This window comes from Lacticaseibacillus suilingensis, from assembly GCF_016861845.1.
GTDB lineage: Bacteria > Bacillota > Bacilli > Lactobacillales > Lactobacillaceae > Lacticaseibacillus > Lacticaseibacillus suilingensis.
On sequence record NZ_BOLV01000021.1, the window covers coordinates 1 to 15920 of the forward strand.

Below are 15920 nucleotides of genomic sequence, written 5' to 3' on the forward strand. Positions count from 1 at the left end.
TACCGATGCATGGCGTAACAGCCTAGACCACTATCAAGAATTCGTTATCATCGTTGCACTTGACTTGAAAATTGAGGGAACAATTTCCAAATGAAGACGCGTTAGATCGTTTCTTAGTCACACAGGTGTTGGCCTACAACGAAAAGAACTTTGGCAAGTCTCATCGTGGATTTAAACAGTGCCAGGATACATTAGAATCGATGTTTTGAAATTGGTCATTTAATCATGCAAATAAGAGTTACTCATTTACACAAAATTCTTGACACTCTCAGCAAAACGTTCTTTCATCCAGGAAAGTTTATGTTAAACTTATAAGATGTAAGTAGGGTGTTGAACCATTTGTTTAAAATTTGGGGGTTCTAGGGCTCTATGGAAAATTATCCAGAGAAGAAACAACATGCAGTGGTGAGAAGCGCGACGATCGACCAAGACGTGCTGGCCAACCAGCACGTTTATTTGACTCTTAAACGCAGCTTCGACTTCATTGCTAGTGGATTAGCTTTGGTGATTCTGTCGCCGCTTTTTCTTTTACTCGCGATTTTGATCAAGGTTGATGATCGTGGGCCTGTCTTTTTTTCACAGATTCGGATCGGTAAAGACGGTTCTAGGTTTCGCATGTACAAATTCCGCTCTATGGGGGTAGACGCGGAAAAACAGCTGGCTAAGCTTGTCGATAAAAACGAAATCGATGGCACCATGTTTAAAATGAAACATGATCCGCGCGTCACGCGTATCGGGCGCTTCATCCGTAAAACTAGCCTGGATGAGCTGCCTCAGCTCTATAATGTCCTGCGCGGCGATATGAGCCTGGTAGGCCCACGGCCTTGCCTGCCGCGCGAGTATGTGGAATACAGTGACTATGACAAGCAACGCTTGCTGGTCACGCCTGGCTGCACCGGCCTGTGGCAGGTCTCTGGACGTAATGCGCTCAGCTTCAGTCAGATGGTCAATCTGGACCTGCAGTACATTACCCACCGGAGCATCTTAAATGATATTATAATTTTGTTTCGAACGGTAAAGGTCATCTTCATGCCCAACCAAGCATATTAAACCACCATGCGCCACTTCGAACGGAAGGGGCGCTTTTTTGTCACTCACGCGATCCTGTCCTGGAGGTCATCATGACAGCAAATCAACTCGTTCCACTCCCCAACGCCATCAACCTGCGTAGCCTTGCCGGTTATCCGACCGCTGATGGCCGCACCATCAAGCCTAACAAATTGTTCCGCTCTGGCGATCTCAGCCACCTCACCCACGCTGAGGCAGAGCAGCTTCGCGACCAATATCAGGTCAAAACCGTCATTGACTTGCGCTCTGACGATGAAGTCAAGCGCCGCCCTGACCAATTGGCAGATGGCATGAGTTACTATCAACTCCCCGTCTTTCCCTTCGCCGATCACGCCAGCTTTGGTCAACGCCTCAAGCGCCGATTTGCGAAACCAGAAGACCCCATCGCTCATATCTACAAGAAGATGTTGACCGATTCACATGCCCTAGCCGCCTACCGTGACATGTTTGACCTTCTGTTGAGTCGCACTGAAGACGATGGGGCAATTCTCATCCACTGCACCGCCGGCAAGGATCGCACAGGTGTCGCTGCTATGATGGTTGAAGGCGCTTTGGGTGTTACTGAAGAATCAATGCAAGCTGACTACCTGGCCTCCAATCGTGCTCTTGAAACCAAGGGCCTACTTCAGCAAAAAAGATTGCGATCAGAGACTCACGACCTTGGTTCTCATCCCGCTACTAACGAAACCTTTCGGATTGTCCAGCAGCTGGTTAACAATAGTTTTGGCTCCTGGGCGGAATACTTTAACCAGATGATAAAGTTCAGTAGCAATAGTCTGATAACACTATCAGTTAATTTTGTGCAATAAACGGCTGCCAGTAAATAGTTACTATATTTCGAATCATAATGTTCCACAATAATTTCACTCTAGTATATATTTAACGCCAGCTCCAGAATATTTAGAAAGCTCTATAACATTCAAAGGTATACAGGAGAACTATAATACTATCGTTTGCTTTGAGCATCGATTAATTCACAAAGAGTGAATTTAATGCCAAAATCGTATTCCGTAGGATCTTTACTTCCTTCTCATCGACAGGCAAACAGCACGACGAGTAGTTTTATAAGGAGGTTATTTCCATTATTAAGTCCGTCTTTTCAGGAAGTGAATTTCAAGAACCTCATGTTGTATGTCACCATGGCTCAAAACCAGACTTACTAAATCGTATTGTAACTGTCCTTCGCTCTCCCCCAATAAAGTTGCATCGAGGAGTAGAAGCATCCTGGGAAACATCATGCTCGCATGAACAAGCGTAAGCCTGGAGACTCGAAAGAAGAGCGGTCCTAGGTCGTTCTAAGCGTTCTGGCGCCGGGCATTGAGAAGGAGGTCGAGAGTCTGGTCGTCAAGGGTAAGCGCTCACACGCCAGCCAGTCTTAATGACCCTCACCGGACGTTACTCCAGAACCGAAATCATCATGAAGATACCGAACTATCGCGCGGAGACTTGCTGCGCAGCACTTCAAGACGCTATTGATGACTGTGGCACGAAGGAATTCAAGACGATTACATTCGATAATGAATCTGAGCTTGGCGCCTTGAGCCAAGTTGACACCAAAACCTTCTTCGCTCGTCCATATTTGTCTTGAGAGTGAGGACCTAATGAGAATGTCATCGGACTATTCGGGAGTAATTTCCTAAGAGCAAATCCGTCAAAACTATCACAGCTGATCAGGTTCAGGCGGTGCAGCCTGCTCTCAATCAACGCCCTTAGCGTAGACTGGGATGGCTTCGACCATGTGACTACTATCCAACATGGCATAGAGCTATACCACTATAAAGAACTTTAGCAAGTGCAACTTTTTGCCTTGGTCGACTTTTTCAGAGGGTGTCTTCCAGTGTAAAAACCTTGCGTGGTCGATTATTCAGTTGTTCAACGAAAATGGTGATGCACTATGCACTGGTCTAAATGGGTTCCTTATTAAAGAGTACTTACGAATCAAACCTGTAATATTCCCATTGGTGCTGCGCTGTTGTGGGACATGTAAATTGAGAAAGACGACTTTAGCCCTAGCTCTTGGCCAAGTTCGCAATAGCGTGCAAACTCCGTGCCACGGTCTGACGTGATGAAGCTACTAGCTCAGCTGGCTGTACGTGCCTAATATGTCATTCACCTGTACTTATACTGATGCTCATGATCACTAGTGGTGCTTGGTGACCCGCTATTTAAGGCCATTAAGCATTTTCTTCTACGACCATTATTCTAACGACCAGAGAGCACCCGTTAAACGGGTCTGGCTATCACCGCTTATTAGAACTTCGTTTCCGAAATCTTTCCCAACGCTTAAGGAGGCTTACAGACCGACATCGATATCCACGATGTCCTACTAGCCGGTCAGACCAAACGGTCGGAGGCTCTGATCACCGAGTATCAGCCCTATGAGGAAGAGAACCTATGAATAAGCGCTTTACCTTAGAACCGCCAACTCAGCCATCGCCCGCGTAAACTCGAGAAGATCCAGGACTTCATCGCCTACTTCACGACCCACTTTCGCGAGGACGGTTGGTCACCTGACGCGGCGGTTGGCCGGGCCAAGGCTGAGGGGTTGTACTTGCCCGACGAGATGGTCTGTACGGCGACGCTTTACAATTACATCGAGGCGCAGCTGCTGGAAGTGAGGAACATCGATCTGCTTGAGAAGACCGGCCAGCGCGTGAAGCACAAGGCTAATCACAAGTTCAAACGTATGCTGACAGGGCGCAGTATCGACGAAAGGCCTAAGCGCGTCGACAATCGCAAGGAGTTCGGCAATTTCGAGCTAGACACCGTGGTTGGCAAGCGCAATGGCCAGGAAAGCGTGCTGATGACGCTGATTGAGCGCAAGACTCGCTTCCAATTTGTGCGCCTGATTGATAGCCGTGATGCGGACTCGGTCAACCATGCCATGCACGCAATCGTCAAGGACCATGGTGACGTCATCAAGACCATCACGGCTGACAATGGCTCAGAGTTCGCAGATCTGTCGCGCGTACTCGATGGTGTGGCCGACGTGTACTACGCCCATCCATATCGCTCCAGTGAGCGCGGAACCAACGAGGCCCACAACCGAGTGCTCCGGCGGGACTTCCCCAAAGGCACGTCGCTGGACGCTGTAAGCCCACAGGAGGTGGCGGAGGCTGCGCACAGGATCAACAACCTCCCACGCCTCATCCTGAAGTACCAGACCCCGACAGAACGGTTCAATGCCGAATCTGTCCGGGTCCGGTGCCGGACCGCCAAGGCGGCCGCCGCCGGCTAACCCACCAACTTCATAGATAACAGGCTGTCACACTCCAGCTCGGGTTAGGTGGCTAACTTGTTCTTGCAATTTGCGAAATAAAATTTTTTCAACTTTCTTCAACAAATGGTTTCATTTCGACCCGCTTCTGCTGTCTGTATATGCAGAGGCGGGATTTTCTTTTGCCCTCTTAGTCCTTTGACAATTGAATAGCATCATTCAGCAACGAAGGCTCCACAACGCCATGACCTCTCACGAGCGAGCGATTTACCCAGTGAGCCGGATACTTGCACGTCACCCTGACGAAACGAGGGAGAGAGGCTCTCATTGAGATCCTCGATAGCCGGTCGGACCCGGGCTGAATGATGGAAGCATTGAAGTTATGTAGAAGGCAGTGCTCACAGAAAGGAGCGACACAACATCGAAGCAATAGCTACCCATGATGGTCTGGACTTCCCATTAGATGACAATCACGTTATCGCCATTCGTCAGGCCCTTTCAACCCTTTTCACCGAGGCAGTCGAAAAGGCTCAAAACGACGCGGTACAACGGGAACGCTATCTGATGAAGAAAGAAGTTTGTGCCTATCTCAAAATTTCAAACAACACGCTAGACAAGTGGCTACGCCTAGGGCTACCACGGATCAACGTCTGTGGAACTGTCCGTTACGATCGTGTTGCTATCGATCAGTGGGTGCAAACTCGCATGGAGAGATGGTAATATGTCGTTGTAGCTTTGCGTCTTGCTTCGGAGTCCGCTCTCAAACAGGAGGCAAATATAATGGCAATTACTAAAACAACCACAGGCAGTTACAAGGTGGAGGTGTTCTACCCCAAAGATATTCGTACAGTCCTCGGTACTGATGAAGCTCGTTACCGCAAGACTGTTTCAACCAAGCTCGAAGCGACAACGCTTGAGAAGATGGTCAAAAAGCAGATAAGAGATGCTGAACGTAAGCTGAATGCGGGTACGATCAGCAAGAACGGCGAGATACTGTTCAAAGATTTCTATAAAAAGATCTGGTGGCCTCTGTACGTGGCTGGTGCATCTGGTCGCTCTCGGACGATCCCGTCTGAAGAAACCCAAGACAACACCGCGAAGATTTTCCGGCTACACTTGAACCCAATGTTTGGCGAGTATTCGATGAATTATCTGAATCTCAACCCGATGTTCGTCATGCAAGAACTGACTATCATGTCGGAGAAGTACGCAAATATTCGCACCGTTAAGTCTTACGTTAACCAAATGTTTGACACGGCCGAGATTGCGGAGTACATCGATGTCAACCGCATGGAGAAGCCACTGCGACAAATCAGTAGCCCCAAGCAAAAACGTCTGGCCGAACGTCGAAAAGCGCTCGGTGAGTACCTGACCGCCGATCAACTGATCGCATGGTTAGACTGTGCTAAGGTAGACTGTGAGGTTGGTAAGCTGAAGTTCGAGGATTATCTCCTCTTCCTTATAACGCTCAATCTCGGTGATCGCAAGGCTGAATCCTATGGGTTGCAATGGAAGCACGTTGATCTCCGTGAGGGTAATGTCTTAATCATTCAGGCGCTGAAAAAGTCGGGCAAGCTTGGGACAACAAAGACCGGCAAGGAAACATCGCACGTGATTCCGCCATTCCTGATTCCTATGTTGAAGGAGTGGCAAGAAAAGCAAGACCAGCAATTAGGCAATGTCGGGATCAAGAGTGGTCCCGATCAGTTCCTATTCACCTATACAAATTTCCGAGGAGGTATCAATCAACCACTCCATGCGGACTATCTCAACTACCGCATGAATTCTATCTACAAGCGCCATGCTGACCGATTGGTACGGGCGACGCCACACAAGTTGCGGCACACTTTCGCAACGTTGGCTCGCCAAGGTGGTGCCGGAATCCAAGAGATTTCAGAAGCGCTGACCCATGGCAATATCAAGACCACAAGAATTTATGTAAATACTCCAGACATCATTGATCTGGACGTACATGATAAGTTCGCCGCTCGCCTCGCAGAGGCACGCGAAAAGGCGATTGCTGATGAAAACAAGTTCATTCAATCCCGGTGAAACCCACGGATATATGAACGTAAGGCAAGGTTGAATCCGTCATCTTAAAATGGACCAACAGGCACCTTCCAAAAAAGCATGACACAATCCGTACATTTTGAAGGGTAAAAAAACAGGTACGCCCCATTTGAGGCGTACCCGTTCTGTTCGCGATAGCTGCCCGAAACGCCGCCATAACAGCGTTTCTGAACATTTGACTTTCTCGATATTAGCGTTTGCTAAATTGAGATGCTTTCCGGGCCTTTTTGAGACCGTACTTCTTACGTTCCTTCATCCGTGGGTCACGGGTGAGCATGCCGGCACGCTTCAGTGGGCCGCGGAAGTCCGGGTCTACATTGAGCAATGCACGAGCGATGCCGTGACGGGTTGCGCCGGCCTGGCCGGTGAAACCGCCGCCGTTAACGTTAACCAGAACATCGTAGGCGCCAGTCGTTTCGGTGATACCGAATGGCTGGGTCAAATCGAGGATCAAGTTTTCGTATGGAAGGTAATCGTGAACGTCTTTGCCGTTCATCGTAATCTTACCGGTGCCAGGAACCAAGCGGACCCGGGCAACCGAATTTTTGCGGCGACCTGTGCCGCTGTATGCTACTTCTGCCACAGTTGTGTCCTCCTTAAATTAGGTTCGTGATGTCGAGTACTTCCGGCTTCTGCGCGGTGTGTGGGTGTTCCTCACCTGCATACACGTGAAGCTTCAAGAATTGCTGGTGACCAAGCGTGTTCTTGGTTGGCAGCATCTTCTTAACGGCGTATTCGACCAAGCGAGTTGGGTTGTCCTTCAGCAGGTCACCCGCAACTTCATGCTTCAAACCACCTGGATGTTGACTGTGGTGATAGTAGATCTTGTCGGTCGCCTTGCGGCCGGTAAGCTTCAGCTTGCCTGCATTGATCACAATCACGTTGTCACCAACGTCAGTATGAGGGGTGTAGGTTGGCTTGTTCTTACCGCGTAACACGGTCGCAACAACTGAGGCCAGACGACCAAGACTGATATCAGTCGCGTCGATCAGGACCCATTTACGTTCGATTTCATCTGGCTTAGCCATAAATGTTGTACGCACGATTTGTTTCCTCCAATATTCTGTGCTGTTTGACACCTATAAGTTTCCGGGGCTTATGTGGGGCAAACAATACCAGGTACTAATCTATCAAAAATACCCTTGAAAGTCAATCTTCCAAGGGCATCGATTTCAGAAAAAGCATCAGCGAGGTGTTTCACCGATCACCAGTGGCCATTTAGTCGAGTGGTTTGCCCATGGTCTCCTGGCCCAAAACGAAGACGGCCACCACCGCAATTAAAATTGCGGCTGTGAAGATACCAAAAATCACCGGCAATGCGGCCCCGTGGCCAATCATCGTGCCCACCAACAGTGGCCCGACAATCCCCCCGATACGACCAATGCCAGCCGACAAGCCAGAACCGCTGCTGCGAATGACACTCGGGTATTGCTCTGGCGAATACGCGTACAAAGCGCCCCACGCCCCAAGGTTGAAGAACGACAGCAACATGCCGGAAATCAGCAGCATCGGCAAACTCGTCGCCAGCCCAAAGCCTAACGCTGCCAGCGCCGTGCCGAACAAGAAGCCGCCCAGCACCGGTTTACGGCCCCATTTTTCAATCAGCCATGCCGCCACGAAGTAACCCGGCAGCTGGGCCAGCGTCATCACGAGCACATAGCCGAAAGAATTAATCAGGGAAAAGCCCTTCAGCACCATGACGCTGGGCAGCCACAGGAACATGCCATAGTAGGAAAAGACCACCATGAACCACACCACCCACAGCATGAGCGTCGCCCGGCGATACGGTGGCCGCCACAACTTCAAGAAGGTGGGCCAAAAGCGCGGTTTAGCTTGGACATTTTTCGCTAAGTACACCGGCGATTCTTTAATTCCTTCCCGAAAATAAAACGCATAGACAGCGGCTAGGCCGGTAATCACCATGGCGACCCGCCAGCCCCAGTGCGGAATCACGAAATACGACAGTAGCGCCGCCAGCAGCCACCCAGCTGCCCAAAAGCTTTCCAGTAGCACCACACTGCGGCCGCGGTGCTCAGACGCCACGCTTTCCGACACCAGCGTCGACGCCACTGGCAACTCCCCGCCCAGCCCCATGCCAATCAAGAGCCGCAGCACCATGAAAAACGCGTACCCCGTGGCCAGCGCGGATAAGGCTGACCCCAGTGAAAAAATCAAGAGCGTGACGATCAGCACGGTTTTGCGGCCGATCCGGTCCGCCAACATGCCGAAGACGATTGCCCCGATTGCCATGCCAACGCTACCGATACTGCCGATCCAGCCCATTTGCACTGGATTCAGCTGCCACTCTTCATGCACTGCCGCAATCACGAACGAAAGCATCCCCACATCCATGGCATCAAACAGCCAGGCCACCCCGACCCCAGTAATCAAACGCGCATGGGCCATAAGCCCTGCCGGTTTGGTTGTTTCCATCAGCAAAAATCCCCCTTTTAATCAAAAAACGCTGGTGTCAAGACACTAGCGCTGATGGAACTTATTTTGCCGGATGAGGGGTGTCTTGTCAATAGCAAACTGCTGGCTAGTAATAGACTTCCTTCAGATAAAGGCCTGACGCCGGCGCGGTGCCGCGGGCTTGCTGGCGGTCTTTGACCTGATACAGGCGCTGAAAATCATGGACAGCCCGCCGCCCGTTGCCGATCTCCAGCAGCGTCGCTACCAGAATGCGCACCATGTTGTACAAAAAGCCATTGCCGTAAAACTCAAAGCGGATTTCATTGTGCGCCGGGTCATCCTGGACCGTGGCTTCATAGATGGTGCGCACCTTGTCTTCAATCACGCCACCGCTGGCGGCAAAGCTGGTAAAGTCATGGGTACCCACCACATCTTTCAAGGCCTCACGAATGCGGTCTAAATCAAGCGGATACGGATAGTGCCCGGTATACAGGCGGTTGAAGGGATCGGTGAACCGGCCCCGGGCCACGCGGTACACATAGCGCTTACCCTTGGCACTGTACCGGGCATGGAAAGTCGCAGGCACAATTTCCGCTTTCAGAATTTCCACGTCCAGCGGCATCAGGGAATTCATCGCCAGCATCATTGAGCGTTCGGGAATATTACCCGGGTAATCAAACGAAATCACCTGCCCCAAGGCATGCACACCAGAATCAGTGCGGCCAGAACCATCAACATGGATATGATCGACCTTGGCCATTTTGCCTAATGCTTTCTCTAGGACGCCTTGCACCGTACGCTGGCGCGGCTGAATTTGATAGCCCGCAAACTTGGTGCCGTCATAGGCCAAGGTTAATTTGTAATGTGTCATTATTTTTCCCTCTAAAAAGACGTGAGGGCTGCCCCTCACGTCGAAATGATCAAGCTCTTAAGAACACAAGGCCCACGGTCAGAAGCACCATCGCCAGGCCCGCCACAATATCGGGCTGGTGATACTGCAAAATCCGGAACTTGGTCCGACCATCGCCGCCTTGATACCCGCGCGCATCCATCGCCGTCGCCAAATCTTCAGCAATGCCGAAGCTATCCACGAACAACGGAATCAGCAGCGGCACCACCGCCTTCATCTGCTGGAACAAGTTGCCCGAGCCAAAATCGACGCCTCGCGCGCGCTGCGCATTCATGATCTTGGTGGTTTGATCCATCAAGGTCGGCACAAAGCGCAAGGCAATCTGGAGCACCAGTGCCAGCTCAGTCACCGGCACGCCGATTCGGCGCAAGGGCTTGAGCAGCGATTCCACTGCATCCGCTAAGGACAGGGGCTGGGTGGTCAACGTCAACAGCGTCGACACGAAAATAATCAGCACGAAGCGCATGAAGATGAATGCCCCGTTGGTCAGGCCATACTGGGTAATCGCCAGCCAGCCCCAGGACCAATACACCGTGCCGCCTTTGGTAAAGAAGATCTGCAAGGCGACCGTGAACAAAATCAGCCAGATCATTGGGCGCACGCCGCGCAAGAAGAAACCGAGCTTGATTTTGGACAGGGCCACCATCACCATCGTGGCCACGAACATCAGCAAATAGGATTGCCAGTTATTGGCCAGAAAGATAATGCCAATGTAGTAAAAACTGGCCATTAACTTGGTGCGCGGGTCTAAGCGGTGCACCCAGGAATCGCCAGGCAAATAGCGCCCGAGCAGCAGCTTAGTCATGGGCGCCACCTCCGATTTGCGGCAGCAGCTGCTGCGCGAGTTCTTCGGTGGTCAGCGGCTGCGGGTCAAACTGGAACCCTTTGGCTGTTAATGCTTGCGCCATTTGGGCCGTTTTCGGTAAGCCCAACTGGTGCGCCGTCAGCCACGCCGGGTCGGCAAAAATCGTCCGGGGACTGCCAGTTTTGATCAGCTGGCCTTGGTCCATCACCAGCACCTGGTCCGCAAAGTCAGCAACATCGTCCATCAAATGCGTCACCAGCACAATGGTCAGGCCTTGGGTTTCATGGAGCTTTTGAAACATCGCCATCATTTCATTGCGCCCTGCTGGATCCAGCCCGGCAGTCGGTTCATCCAGGACCAACACCTCTGGCTGCATCGCCAGCACGCCGGCAATCGCCACCCGGCGCATTTGGCCGCCTGACAAATCAAACGGGGACTGTTCCAGCACGGAATCCGGCAAGCCCACCAGCTTGACCATTTGAGCCGCTAACTTCAAGGCTTCTTCATCACTGACGCCAAAGTTCTTCGGCCCAAAGGCAATATCTTTGGCCACGGTTTGTTCAAACAGCTGATTTTCCGCGAATTGGAAGACCATGCCGACTTTTTGCCGCAACGGCTTGAGGTTTTTGTTGGAGGTTTCATTGGTGATTTTGAAATCGCCAATCGTGACGGTGCCACTGGTGGGTTTGAGTAAAGCATTCAGGTGTTGCAACAAGGTGCTTTTCCCGCTACCAGTGTGGCCGATGATGGCAGTGTAACTGCCATCCTTGATGGTCACCGAGACATCCTTGAGCCCATCACCAGCAAAGGGGGTCCCTGCCTGATAGGTAAAGTTTACATGGTCGAATGTAATGTCCACAGGTAGTTCACCAGCCCTTCTTCATCAAGATAATCCTTCGGCATCGTGGCGCCGGCGCGACGTAATGCGGCCTTAAGCCGCTCTGGATAAGGCACATCTAACCCCAACGCGAGCAGTTCCTCGCCATGGGTAAAAATCTCGGCCGGCGTGCCCGACTCCACAATTTCACCATCGTTTAACAGCACGACCCGGTCCGCCGAGGCCGCTTCGTCGACATCATGAGTAATCGACAGCACGGTCATATTGGTTTGCGCCCGCAGTTGTTGAATCAAGGCCAGCACTTCGGCCCGCCCTGCCGGATCCAGCATCGAGGTGGCTTCATCCAAAATAATGATCTCGGGCCGCTGGGCAATGATGCCTGCGATCGCCACCCGCTGTTTTTGGCCACCAGAAAGGCGCGCCGGCTCCCGCGTGGCAAAGTCCAACATGTTCACTTGGGCCAGGGCATCGTGAACCCGCGTGACCATTTCTGATCGCGGCACTGCTCGGTTTTCCAAGCCAAAGGCCACATCATCCTGGACCGTGGCCCCGACGAACTGATTATCGGGATTTTGGAACACAATGCCAACTTTTTCGCGAATCGCCCAGACGTTGGCTTCAGTTAATGGCAATCCCGCCACCGTCACCTGCCCTGAAGCCGGCGCCAACAGCCCATTAATATTCTTGGCTAAAGTACTTTTACCAGAGCCGTTATGGCCAATGATGGCCACCCACTCCCCGGCGTTCACCTGCAGCGAAACATCGCGCAAGGCCGGTTTGGTTTGATCCGGATAAGCAAAATTCAGATGTTCGATGTCGATCAAAGCCACAGCGCAGCCTCCTTGAGCGGTTTGCAAACAATCACAACTGTCAATCATGATACCATATTTTAACGCTGCTCGCTGGGCCTGCAAACGTTCGGCCACTAAAAAAGCTGAGGCAGCTGCCCCAGCCTTTTCTATGTACAAAAAAATCATTTGAGATGGAGACACCGGTTGCCCGGTGCTCGCAAGCTAGACTCGGCAGGGTTGCCCCTGGGACAAATGTCCATACCCATCGGTAGCCAACATCGTAACGCTCCATCGATCAAATGATCAAAGTGAATCGGCCACTAGGGTCGATTCGGTTTTGAAATTCGGTTCATCAAATGGTTTAAACCATTTCGATAATCACCAGTTGTGCGCCATCACCGCGGCGAGCACCCATCTTCAAAATGCGGGTGTAGCCACCGTTGCGTTCAGCATAACGTGGGGCAACATCACTGAACAGTTTCTGCAAAGCAGACTGAACAACAACACTGTCACCGTCTTCCTTCACGTCAGCAATCTTGTTGCGAAGGAATGCAGCCGCCTGACGACGAGCATGGAGATCGCCACGCTTGCCCAGTGTGACCATCTTATCAAAGGTGGAACGAATTTCCTTGGCGCGGGCTTCGGTCGTGGTGATACGTTCATTCACGATCAGATCCGTCGTCAAGTCGCGCAGCAACGCTTTACGTTGTGAGCTTGTGCGCCCTAATTTCCGGTAACTCATGGATTGGCCTCCTTTTGTGTATTAGTCTTCCTTACGTAGGCTCAGACCCAGATCAGACAGCTTGTTTTTAACTTCTTCAAGCGACTTGCGGCCCAAGTTCCGTACTTTCATCATATCGGCTTCGGTCTTGTTGGTTAACTCCTGAACCGTGTTGATACCAGCACGCTTCAAGCAGTTGTAAGAACGGACAGACAAGTCGAGCTCTTCGATGGTCATCTCGAGCATCTTTTCCTTGTGGGTCTCTTCTTTTTCGACCATGATCTCGGCGTTCTTGGCTTCATCAGTCAAGTTAACAAAAATGTCGAGGTGTTCGGTCAAAATCTTAGCCGCCAAGCTGATGGCTTCACGCGGAGAGATCGAACCGTTCGTCCAAACATCCAACGTCAGCTTATCGAAGTCATTCCGGCGACCGACACGGGTGCTTTCAACTTGATAATTGACCCGGCTAATTGGGGTAAAAATCGAGTCGATTGGGAGCACACCGATCGGCATGTTTTCGGTCTTGTTTTGATCTGCAGCCACGTAGCCGCGACCCGTACGAACGGTCATGCGGACATGGAAGTGGCCCCCTTCGGCAACGGTACAAATGTACTGTTCGGGGTTCAATACCTCAACATCACTGTCTGTGACGATATCGGCGGCGGTCACGGTAGCCGGACCTTCAACGTCGATCTCGACGGTCTTATCTTCATCCGAATGCATCTTCAAAGCAAGCTTCTTGATGTTCAGGATGATCTGCGTAACGTCTTCCAGCACCCCGTCAATCGTGGAGAACTCATGGAGCACGCCATCGATTTGGATGTTAGAAACCGCAGCACCTGGCAAAGAAGAGAGCAGAATCCGCCGCAGCGAGTTGCCCAATGTGGTGCCGTAGCCGCGTTCTAGCGGTTCGACCACAAACTTGCCGTAGTTGGTGCTTTCGTCAACCTTTGTGATGTTCGGCTTTTCAAATTCGATCATCTAGTCTGTACCCCTTTCAAAACGAGAAGTGAACCTTGTTTCCCAGCACGTGGCAAACCGGTGCGGTTTGCCGCAATTTTGGCGACCAAGCGTTGCCAAAATAGGGTAAACAATTACACACGACGACGCTTCGGAGGACGAGAACCGTTATGAGGCACTGGGGTCACATCGCGGATCGCGGTCACTTCAAGACCAGTTGCCTGGAGCGAACGAATCGCAGCTTCACGACCGGAACCTGGGCCCTTGACAGCAACTTCAACAGACTTCATGCCATGTTCCATGGATTCCTTAGCCGCCGCTTCAGCAGCCATTTGCGCAGCAAATGGCGTGGACTTACGGGAGCCTTTGAAACCGAGGGCACCAGCAGAAGACCAAGCAATCGCGTTACCGCGAGGATCTGTGATCATGACCAACGTGTTGTTGAACGTTGAGTGGATGTGCGCAACGCCACTTTCAATGTTCTTACGAACACGGCGCTTGCGTGTGGTTTTTCTTACAGCCATCGATACTTACCTCCTTTTTAATTATTTCTTCTTCCCGGCGATGGTAATCTTCTTACCTTTACGGGTCCGGGCGTTGTTCTTGGTGTTTTGACCACGAACAGGCAGACCGCGACGGTGACGCATGCCACGGTATGAGCCGATTTCTTGAAGCCGCTTGATGTTCAGGCTAACTTCACGGCGCAGATCGCCTTCAACTTTAACGTTGTCGACGGCTGCACGGATCTTGTCTTCCTGGTCGGGAGTCAAGTCTTCTTCGCGGACGTCTTCAGGAACGCCTGCTTCTTTCAGAATCTTCTTGGCGGTCGTGTTGCCGATCCCAAAAATGTAGGTCAGCGCAATGACGATTTGCTTACCACGTGGTAAGTCAACACCTGCGATACGAGCCATATGATGACACCTCCTATTTTAGTGAATTATGAACCTTGGCGTTGCTTGTGTTTCGGGTTAGCAGAGCAGATGATCATGACGCGGCCTTTGCGGCGGATGACCTTGCAGTGCTCGCACATCTTTTTAACAGATGGACGTACTTTCATGATTAGTAGCCTCCTCTTGGAAACGTGCTTGCAGAATGCATGCACTCTGGCAAATTACTTGAAACGGTACGTGATCCGGCCTTTAGTCAGATCATATGGCGACAGTTCTACAGTCACACGATCCCCAGGCAAAATGCGGATGTAGTGCATCCGAATCTTCCCTGACACATGCGCAAGAATCGTCGCGCCATTTTCAAGCTCGACTTTGAACATCGCGTTCGGTAAAGTATCGACCACGGTGCCCTGAATTTCGATCACATCGTCTTTTGCCACGAAATATATTCCTCCTAATTGTTTGGATCACACGCGAAAACGTTGAAGCCACATCTGGCCTCAGCGCATACCGCGATATTGTAACATAATTCGACCACTTTGAAAACAGTCAGGCCGTGGCCAAAAGACGATTACTGGGCGATCGTCTCCAGGATCTTTTTGATCTCGGCGAAAACCAGATCGATGTCTTGGTCGCCGTTGACGTTGAACAACAGGTGCCGCTGATCGTAAAAATCAAGCAGCGGCGTGTTCATTTCGATGTTCACCTTCAACCGGTTTTTCACGGTTTCCGGCTTGTCATCATCACGCTGGAAGAACTCGTGGTGACCACAACGATCACAGGTGTCAGCCACCTTGGTCGGGTTGTACAGCTTATGGTAGGTGGCGCCACAGTTTTTGCAAATGTAGCGGCCAGATAAGCGTTCAACCAGGACATCCGGCTTAACGTCAATATTGATCACCGCGTCGATCGGCTTGGCCAATGTTTTGGTGATGGTTTCAAGTGCTTCAGCTTGTGCAATGGTCCGTGGGAACCCATCCAGCATATAGCCTTCATCGGTATCCTTCTCACCAAGGCGGTCCTTGACGATGCCATCAACGACTTCGTCAGGTACCAGTTGACCCTTGTCGATAAATGCTTTGGCTTGCTTGCCCATTTCGGTGCCAGCAGCCATCGCGGCGCGGAACATGTCCCCCGTACTGATGTGGGCAACGGGATAGGCGTCTTCAATGCGTTCCGCCTGGGTCCCTTTACCTGCACCTGGAAGTCCCATTAAAATGAGATTCACGTTGCTTCCT

Annotated in this window: 17 protein-coding genes and 2 pseudogenes; 5 read left to right on the plus strand and 14 right to left on the minus strand. The window is 51.3% G+C overall.

The window, feature by feature from the left end:
• Positions 1-74: 74 nt before the first annotated feature.
• The 5 genes and pseudogenes from JUF11_RS13220 to JUF11_RS11130 form a co-directional block, all read left to right on the plus strand.
• Positions 75-209: pseudogene (locus tag JUF11_RS13220) on the plus strand (IS256 family transposase); the annotation flags it as partial.
• A gap of 160 nt (positions 210-369) precedes the next feature.
• On the plus strand, positions 370-1050 hold the full coding sequence (locus tag JUF11_RS11110) for a sugar transferase (protein WP_204119670.1): 681 nt from the start codon (positions 370-372) through the stop codon (positions 1048-1050).
• A 71-nt stretch (positions 1051-1121) separates the two neighbouring features.
• Positions 1122-1877, plus strand: coding sequence for a tyrosine-protein phosphatase (locus JUF11_RS11115; protein ID WP_146995665.1), 756 nt, complete (start codon positions 1122-1124; stop codon positions 1875-1877).
• Positions 1878-3484: 1607 nt separating this feature from the next.
• A pseudogene (locus JUF11_RS11120) lies at positions 3485-4306 on the plus strand (IS30 family transposase); the annotation flags it as partial.
• A 759-nt stretch (positions 4307-5065) separates the two neighbouring features.
• Positions 5066-6337 carry a site-specific integrase gene (locus JUF11_RS11130; protein WP_204119671.1) on the plus strand — a complete coding sequence of 424 codons (1272 nt, stop codon included), beginning with the start codon at positions 5066-5068 and terminating at the stop codon, positions 6335-6337.
• A gap of 208 nt (positions 6338-6545) precedes the next feature.
• On the opposite strand, the gene rpsI is transcribed toward JUF11_RS11130, so the two are convergent.
• The 14 genes from rpsI to JUF11_RS11200 all read right to left on the minus strand — a co-directional run bounded on the left by rpsI (position 6546) and on the right by JUF11_RS11200 (position 15910).
• Positions 6546-6938 carry a 30S ribosomal protein S9 gene (gene rpsI / locus JUF11_RS11135; RefSeq protein WP_125582008.1) on the minus strand — a complete coding sequence of 131 codons (393 nt, stop codon included), beginning with the start codon at positions 6936-6938 and terminating at the stop codon, positions 6546-6548.
• A 13-nt stretch (positions 6939-6951) separates the two neighbouring features.
• Positions 6952-7398 carry a 50S ribosomal protein L13 gene (gene rplM / locus JUF11_RS11140; protein WP_125582010.1) on the minus strand — a complete coding sequence of 149 codons (447 nt, stop codon included), beginning with the start codon at positions 7396-7398 and terminating at the stop codon, positions 6952-6954.
• Between the two features lie 175 nt (positions 7399-7573).
• The gene (locus tag JUF11_RS11145) at positions 7574-8788 is read right to left on the minus strand and encodes an MFS transporter (protein ID WP_204119672.1); all 1215 of its coding nucleotides are present in this window, start codon (positions 8786-8788) and stop codon (positions 7574-7576) included.
• Positions 8789-8894: 106 nt separating this feature from the next.
• On the minus strand, positions 8895-9638 hold the full coding sequence (truA, locus tag JUF11_RS11150; RefSeq protein WP_204119673.1) for a tRNA pseudouridine(38-40) synthase TruA: 744 nt from the start codon (positions 9636-9638) through the stop codon (positions 8895-8897).
• A gap of 49 nt (positions 9639-9687) precedes the next feature.
• Positions 9688-10482 carry an energy-coupling factor transporter transmembrane component T family protein gene (locus JUF11_RS11155; protein WP_125582016.1) on the minus strand — a complete coding sequence of 265 codons (795 nt, stop codon included), beginning with the start codon at positions 10480-10482 and terminating at the stop codon, positions 9688-9690.
• On the minus strand, positions 10475-11341 hold the full coding sequence (locus JUF11_RS11160; protein ID WP_204119674.1) for an energy-coupling factor ABC transporter ATP-binding protein: 867 nt from the start codon (positions 11339-11341) through the stop codon (positions 10475-10477). Before JUF11_RS11160 ends, JUF11_RS11155 begins: the two co-directional genes overlap by 8 nt.
• Positions 11317-12150 (minus strand): energy-coupling factor ABC transporter ATP-binding protein, encoded by an 834-nt coding sequence (locus tag JUF11_RS11165; RefSeq protein ID WP_236000575.1) that lies wholly within the window; start codon positions 12148-12150, stop codon positions 11317-11319. The genes JUF11_RS11160 and JUF11_RS11165 overlap by 25 nt, the downstream gene beginning before the upstream one ends.
• Positions 12151-12472: 322 nt before the next feature.
• The gene (rplQ, locus tag JUF11_RS11170) at positions 12473-12853 is read right to left on the minus strand and encodes a 50S ribosomal protein L17 (protein WP_204119675.1); all 381 of its coding nucleotides are present in this window, start codon (positions 12851-12853) and stop codon (positions 12473-12475) included.
• A gap of 21 nt (positions 12854-12874) precedes the next feature.
• Entirely contained in the window at positions 12875-13813 is a 939-nt protein-coding gene (locus JUF11_RS11175; protein WP_125582025.1) for a DNA-directed RNA polymerase subunit alpha, read from the minus strand.
• A gap of 113 nt (positions 13814-13926) precedes the next feature.
• Positions 13927-14316 (minus strand): 30S ribosomal protein S11, encoded by a 390-nt coding sequence (gene rpsK, locus JUF11_RS11180; RefSeq protein ID WP_125582027.1) that lies wholly within the window; start codon positions 14314-14316, stop codon positions 13927-13929.
• Positions 14317-14337: 21 nt separating this feature from the next.
• Positions 14338-14703: a 30S ribosomal protein S13 gene (gene rpsM, locus JUF11_RS11185; protein WP_125582029.1), complete on the minus strand. Its 366-nt coding sequence runs from the start codon at positions 14701-14703 to the stop codon at positions 14338-14340.
• Between the two features lie 26 nt (positions 14704-14729).
• Entirely contained in the window at positions 14730-14849 is a 120-nt protein-coding gene (gene rpmJ, locus JUF11_RS11190) for a 50S ribosomal protein L36 (protein ID WP_125582031.1), read from the minus strand.
• 54 nt (positions 14850-14903) lie between these two features.
• Positions 14904-15122: a translation initiation factor IF-1 gene (infA, locus tag JUF11_RS11195; RefSeq protein WP_054717703.1), complete on the minus strand. Its 219-nt coding sequence runs from the start codon at positions 15120-15122 to the stop codon at positions 14904-14906.
• Positions 15123-15253: 131 nt separating this feature from the next.
• Positions 15254-15910, minus strand: coding sequence for an adenylate kinase (locus JUF11_RS11200; protein ID WP_204119676.1), 657 nt, complete (start codon positions 15908-15910; stop codon positions 15254-15256).
• Positions 15911-15920: the final 10 nt, after the last annotated feature.

Excerpts from the sequence above, each read along its gene's own strand:
- JUF11_RS11115 (WP_146995665.1), top strand. The coding sequence starts at position 1,122 with ATGACAGCAAATCAACTCGTTCCACTCCCCAACGCCATCAACCTGCGT.
- JUF11_RS11110 (WP_204119670.1), top strand. The coding sequence starts at position 370 with ATGGAAAATTATCCAGAGAAGAAACAACATGCAGTGGTGAGAAGCGCG.
- JUF11_RS11130 (WP_204119671.1), top strand. The coding sequence starts at position 5,066 with ATGGCAATTACTAAAACAACCACAGGCAGTTACAAGGTGGAGGTGTTC.
- rpmJ (WP_125582031.1), bottom strand. The coding sequence starts at position 14,849 with ATGAAAGTACGTCCATCTGTTAAAAAGATGTGCGAGCACTGCAAGGTC.
- JUF11_RS11155 (WP_125582016.1), bottom strand. The coding sequence starts at position 10,482 with ATGACTAAGCTGCTGCTCGGGCGCTATTTGCCTGGCGATTCCTGGGTG.
- truA (WP_204119673.1), bottom strand. The coding sequence starts at position 9,638 with ATGACACATTACAAATTAACCTTGGCCTATGACGGCACCAAGTTTGCG.
- JUF11_RS11175 (WP_125582025.1), bottom strand. The coding sequence starts at position 13,813 with ATGATCGAATTTGAAAAGCCGAACATCACAAAGGTTGACGAAAGCACC.
- rplQ (WP_204119675.1), bottom strand. The coding sequence starts at position 12,853 with ATGAGTTACCGGAAATTAGGGCGCACAAGCTCACAACGTAAAGCGTTG.
- rpsM (WP_125582029.1), bottom strand. The coding sequence starts at position 14,703 with ATGGCTCGTATCGCAGGTGTTGACTTACCACGTGGTAAGCAAATCGTC.
- rpsK (WP_125582027.1), bottom strand. The coding sequence starts at position 14,316 with ATGGCTGTAAGAAAAACCACACGCAAGCGCCGTGTTCGTAAGAACATT.
- JUF11_RS11145 (WP_204119672.1), bottom strand. The coding sequence starts at position 8,788 with ATGGAAACAACCAAACCGGCAGGGCTTATGGCCCATGCGCGTTTGATT.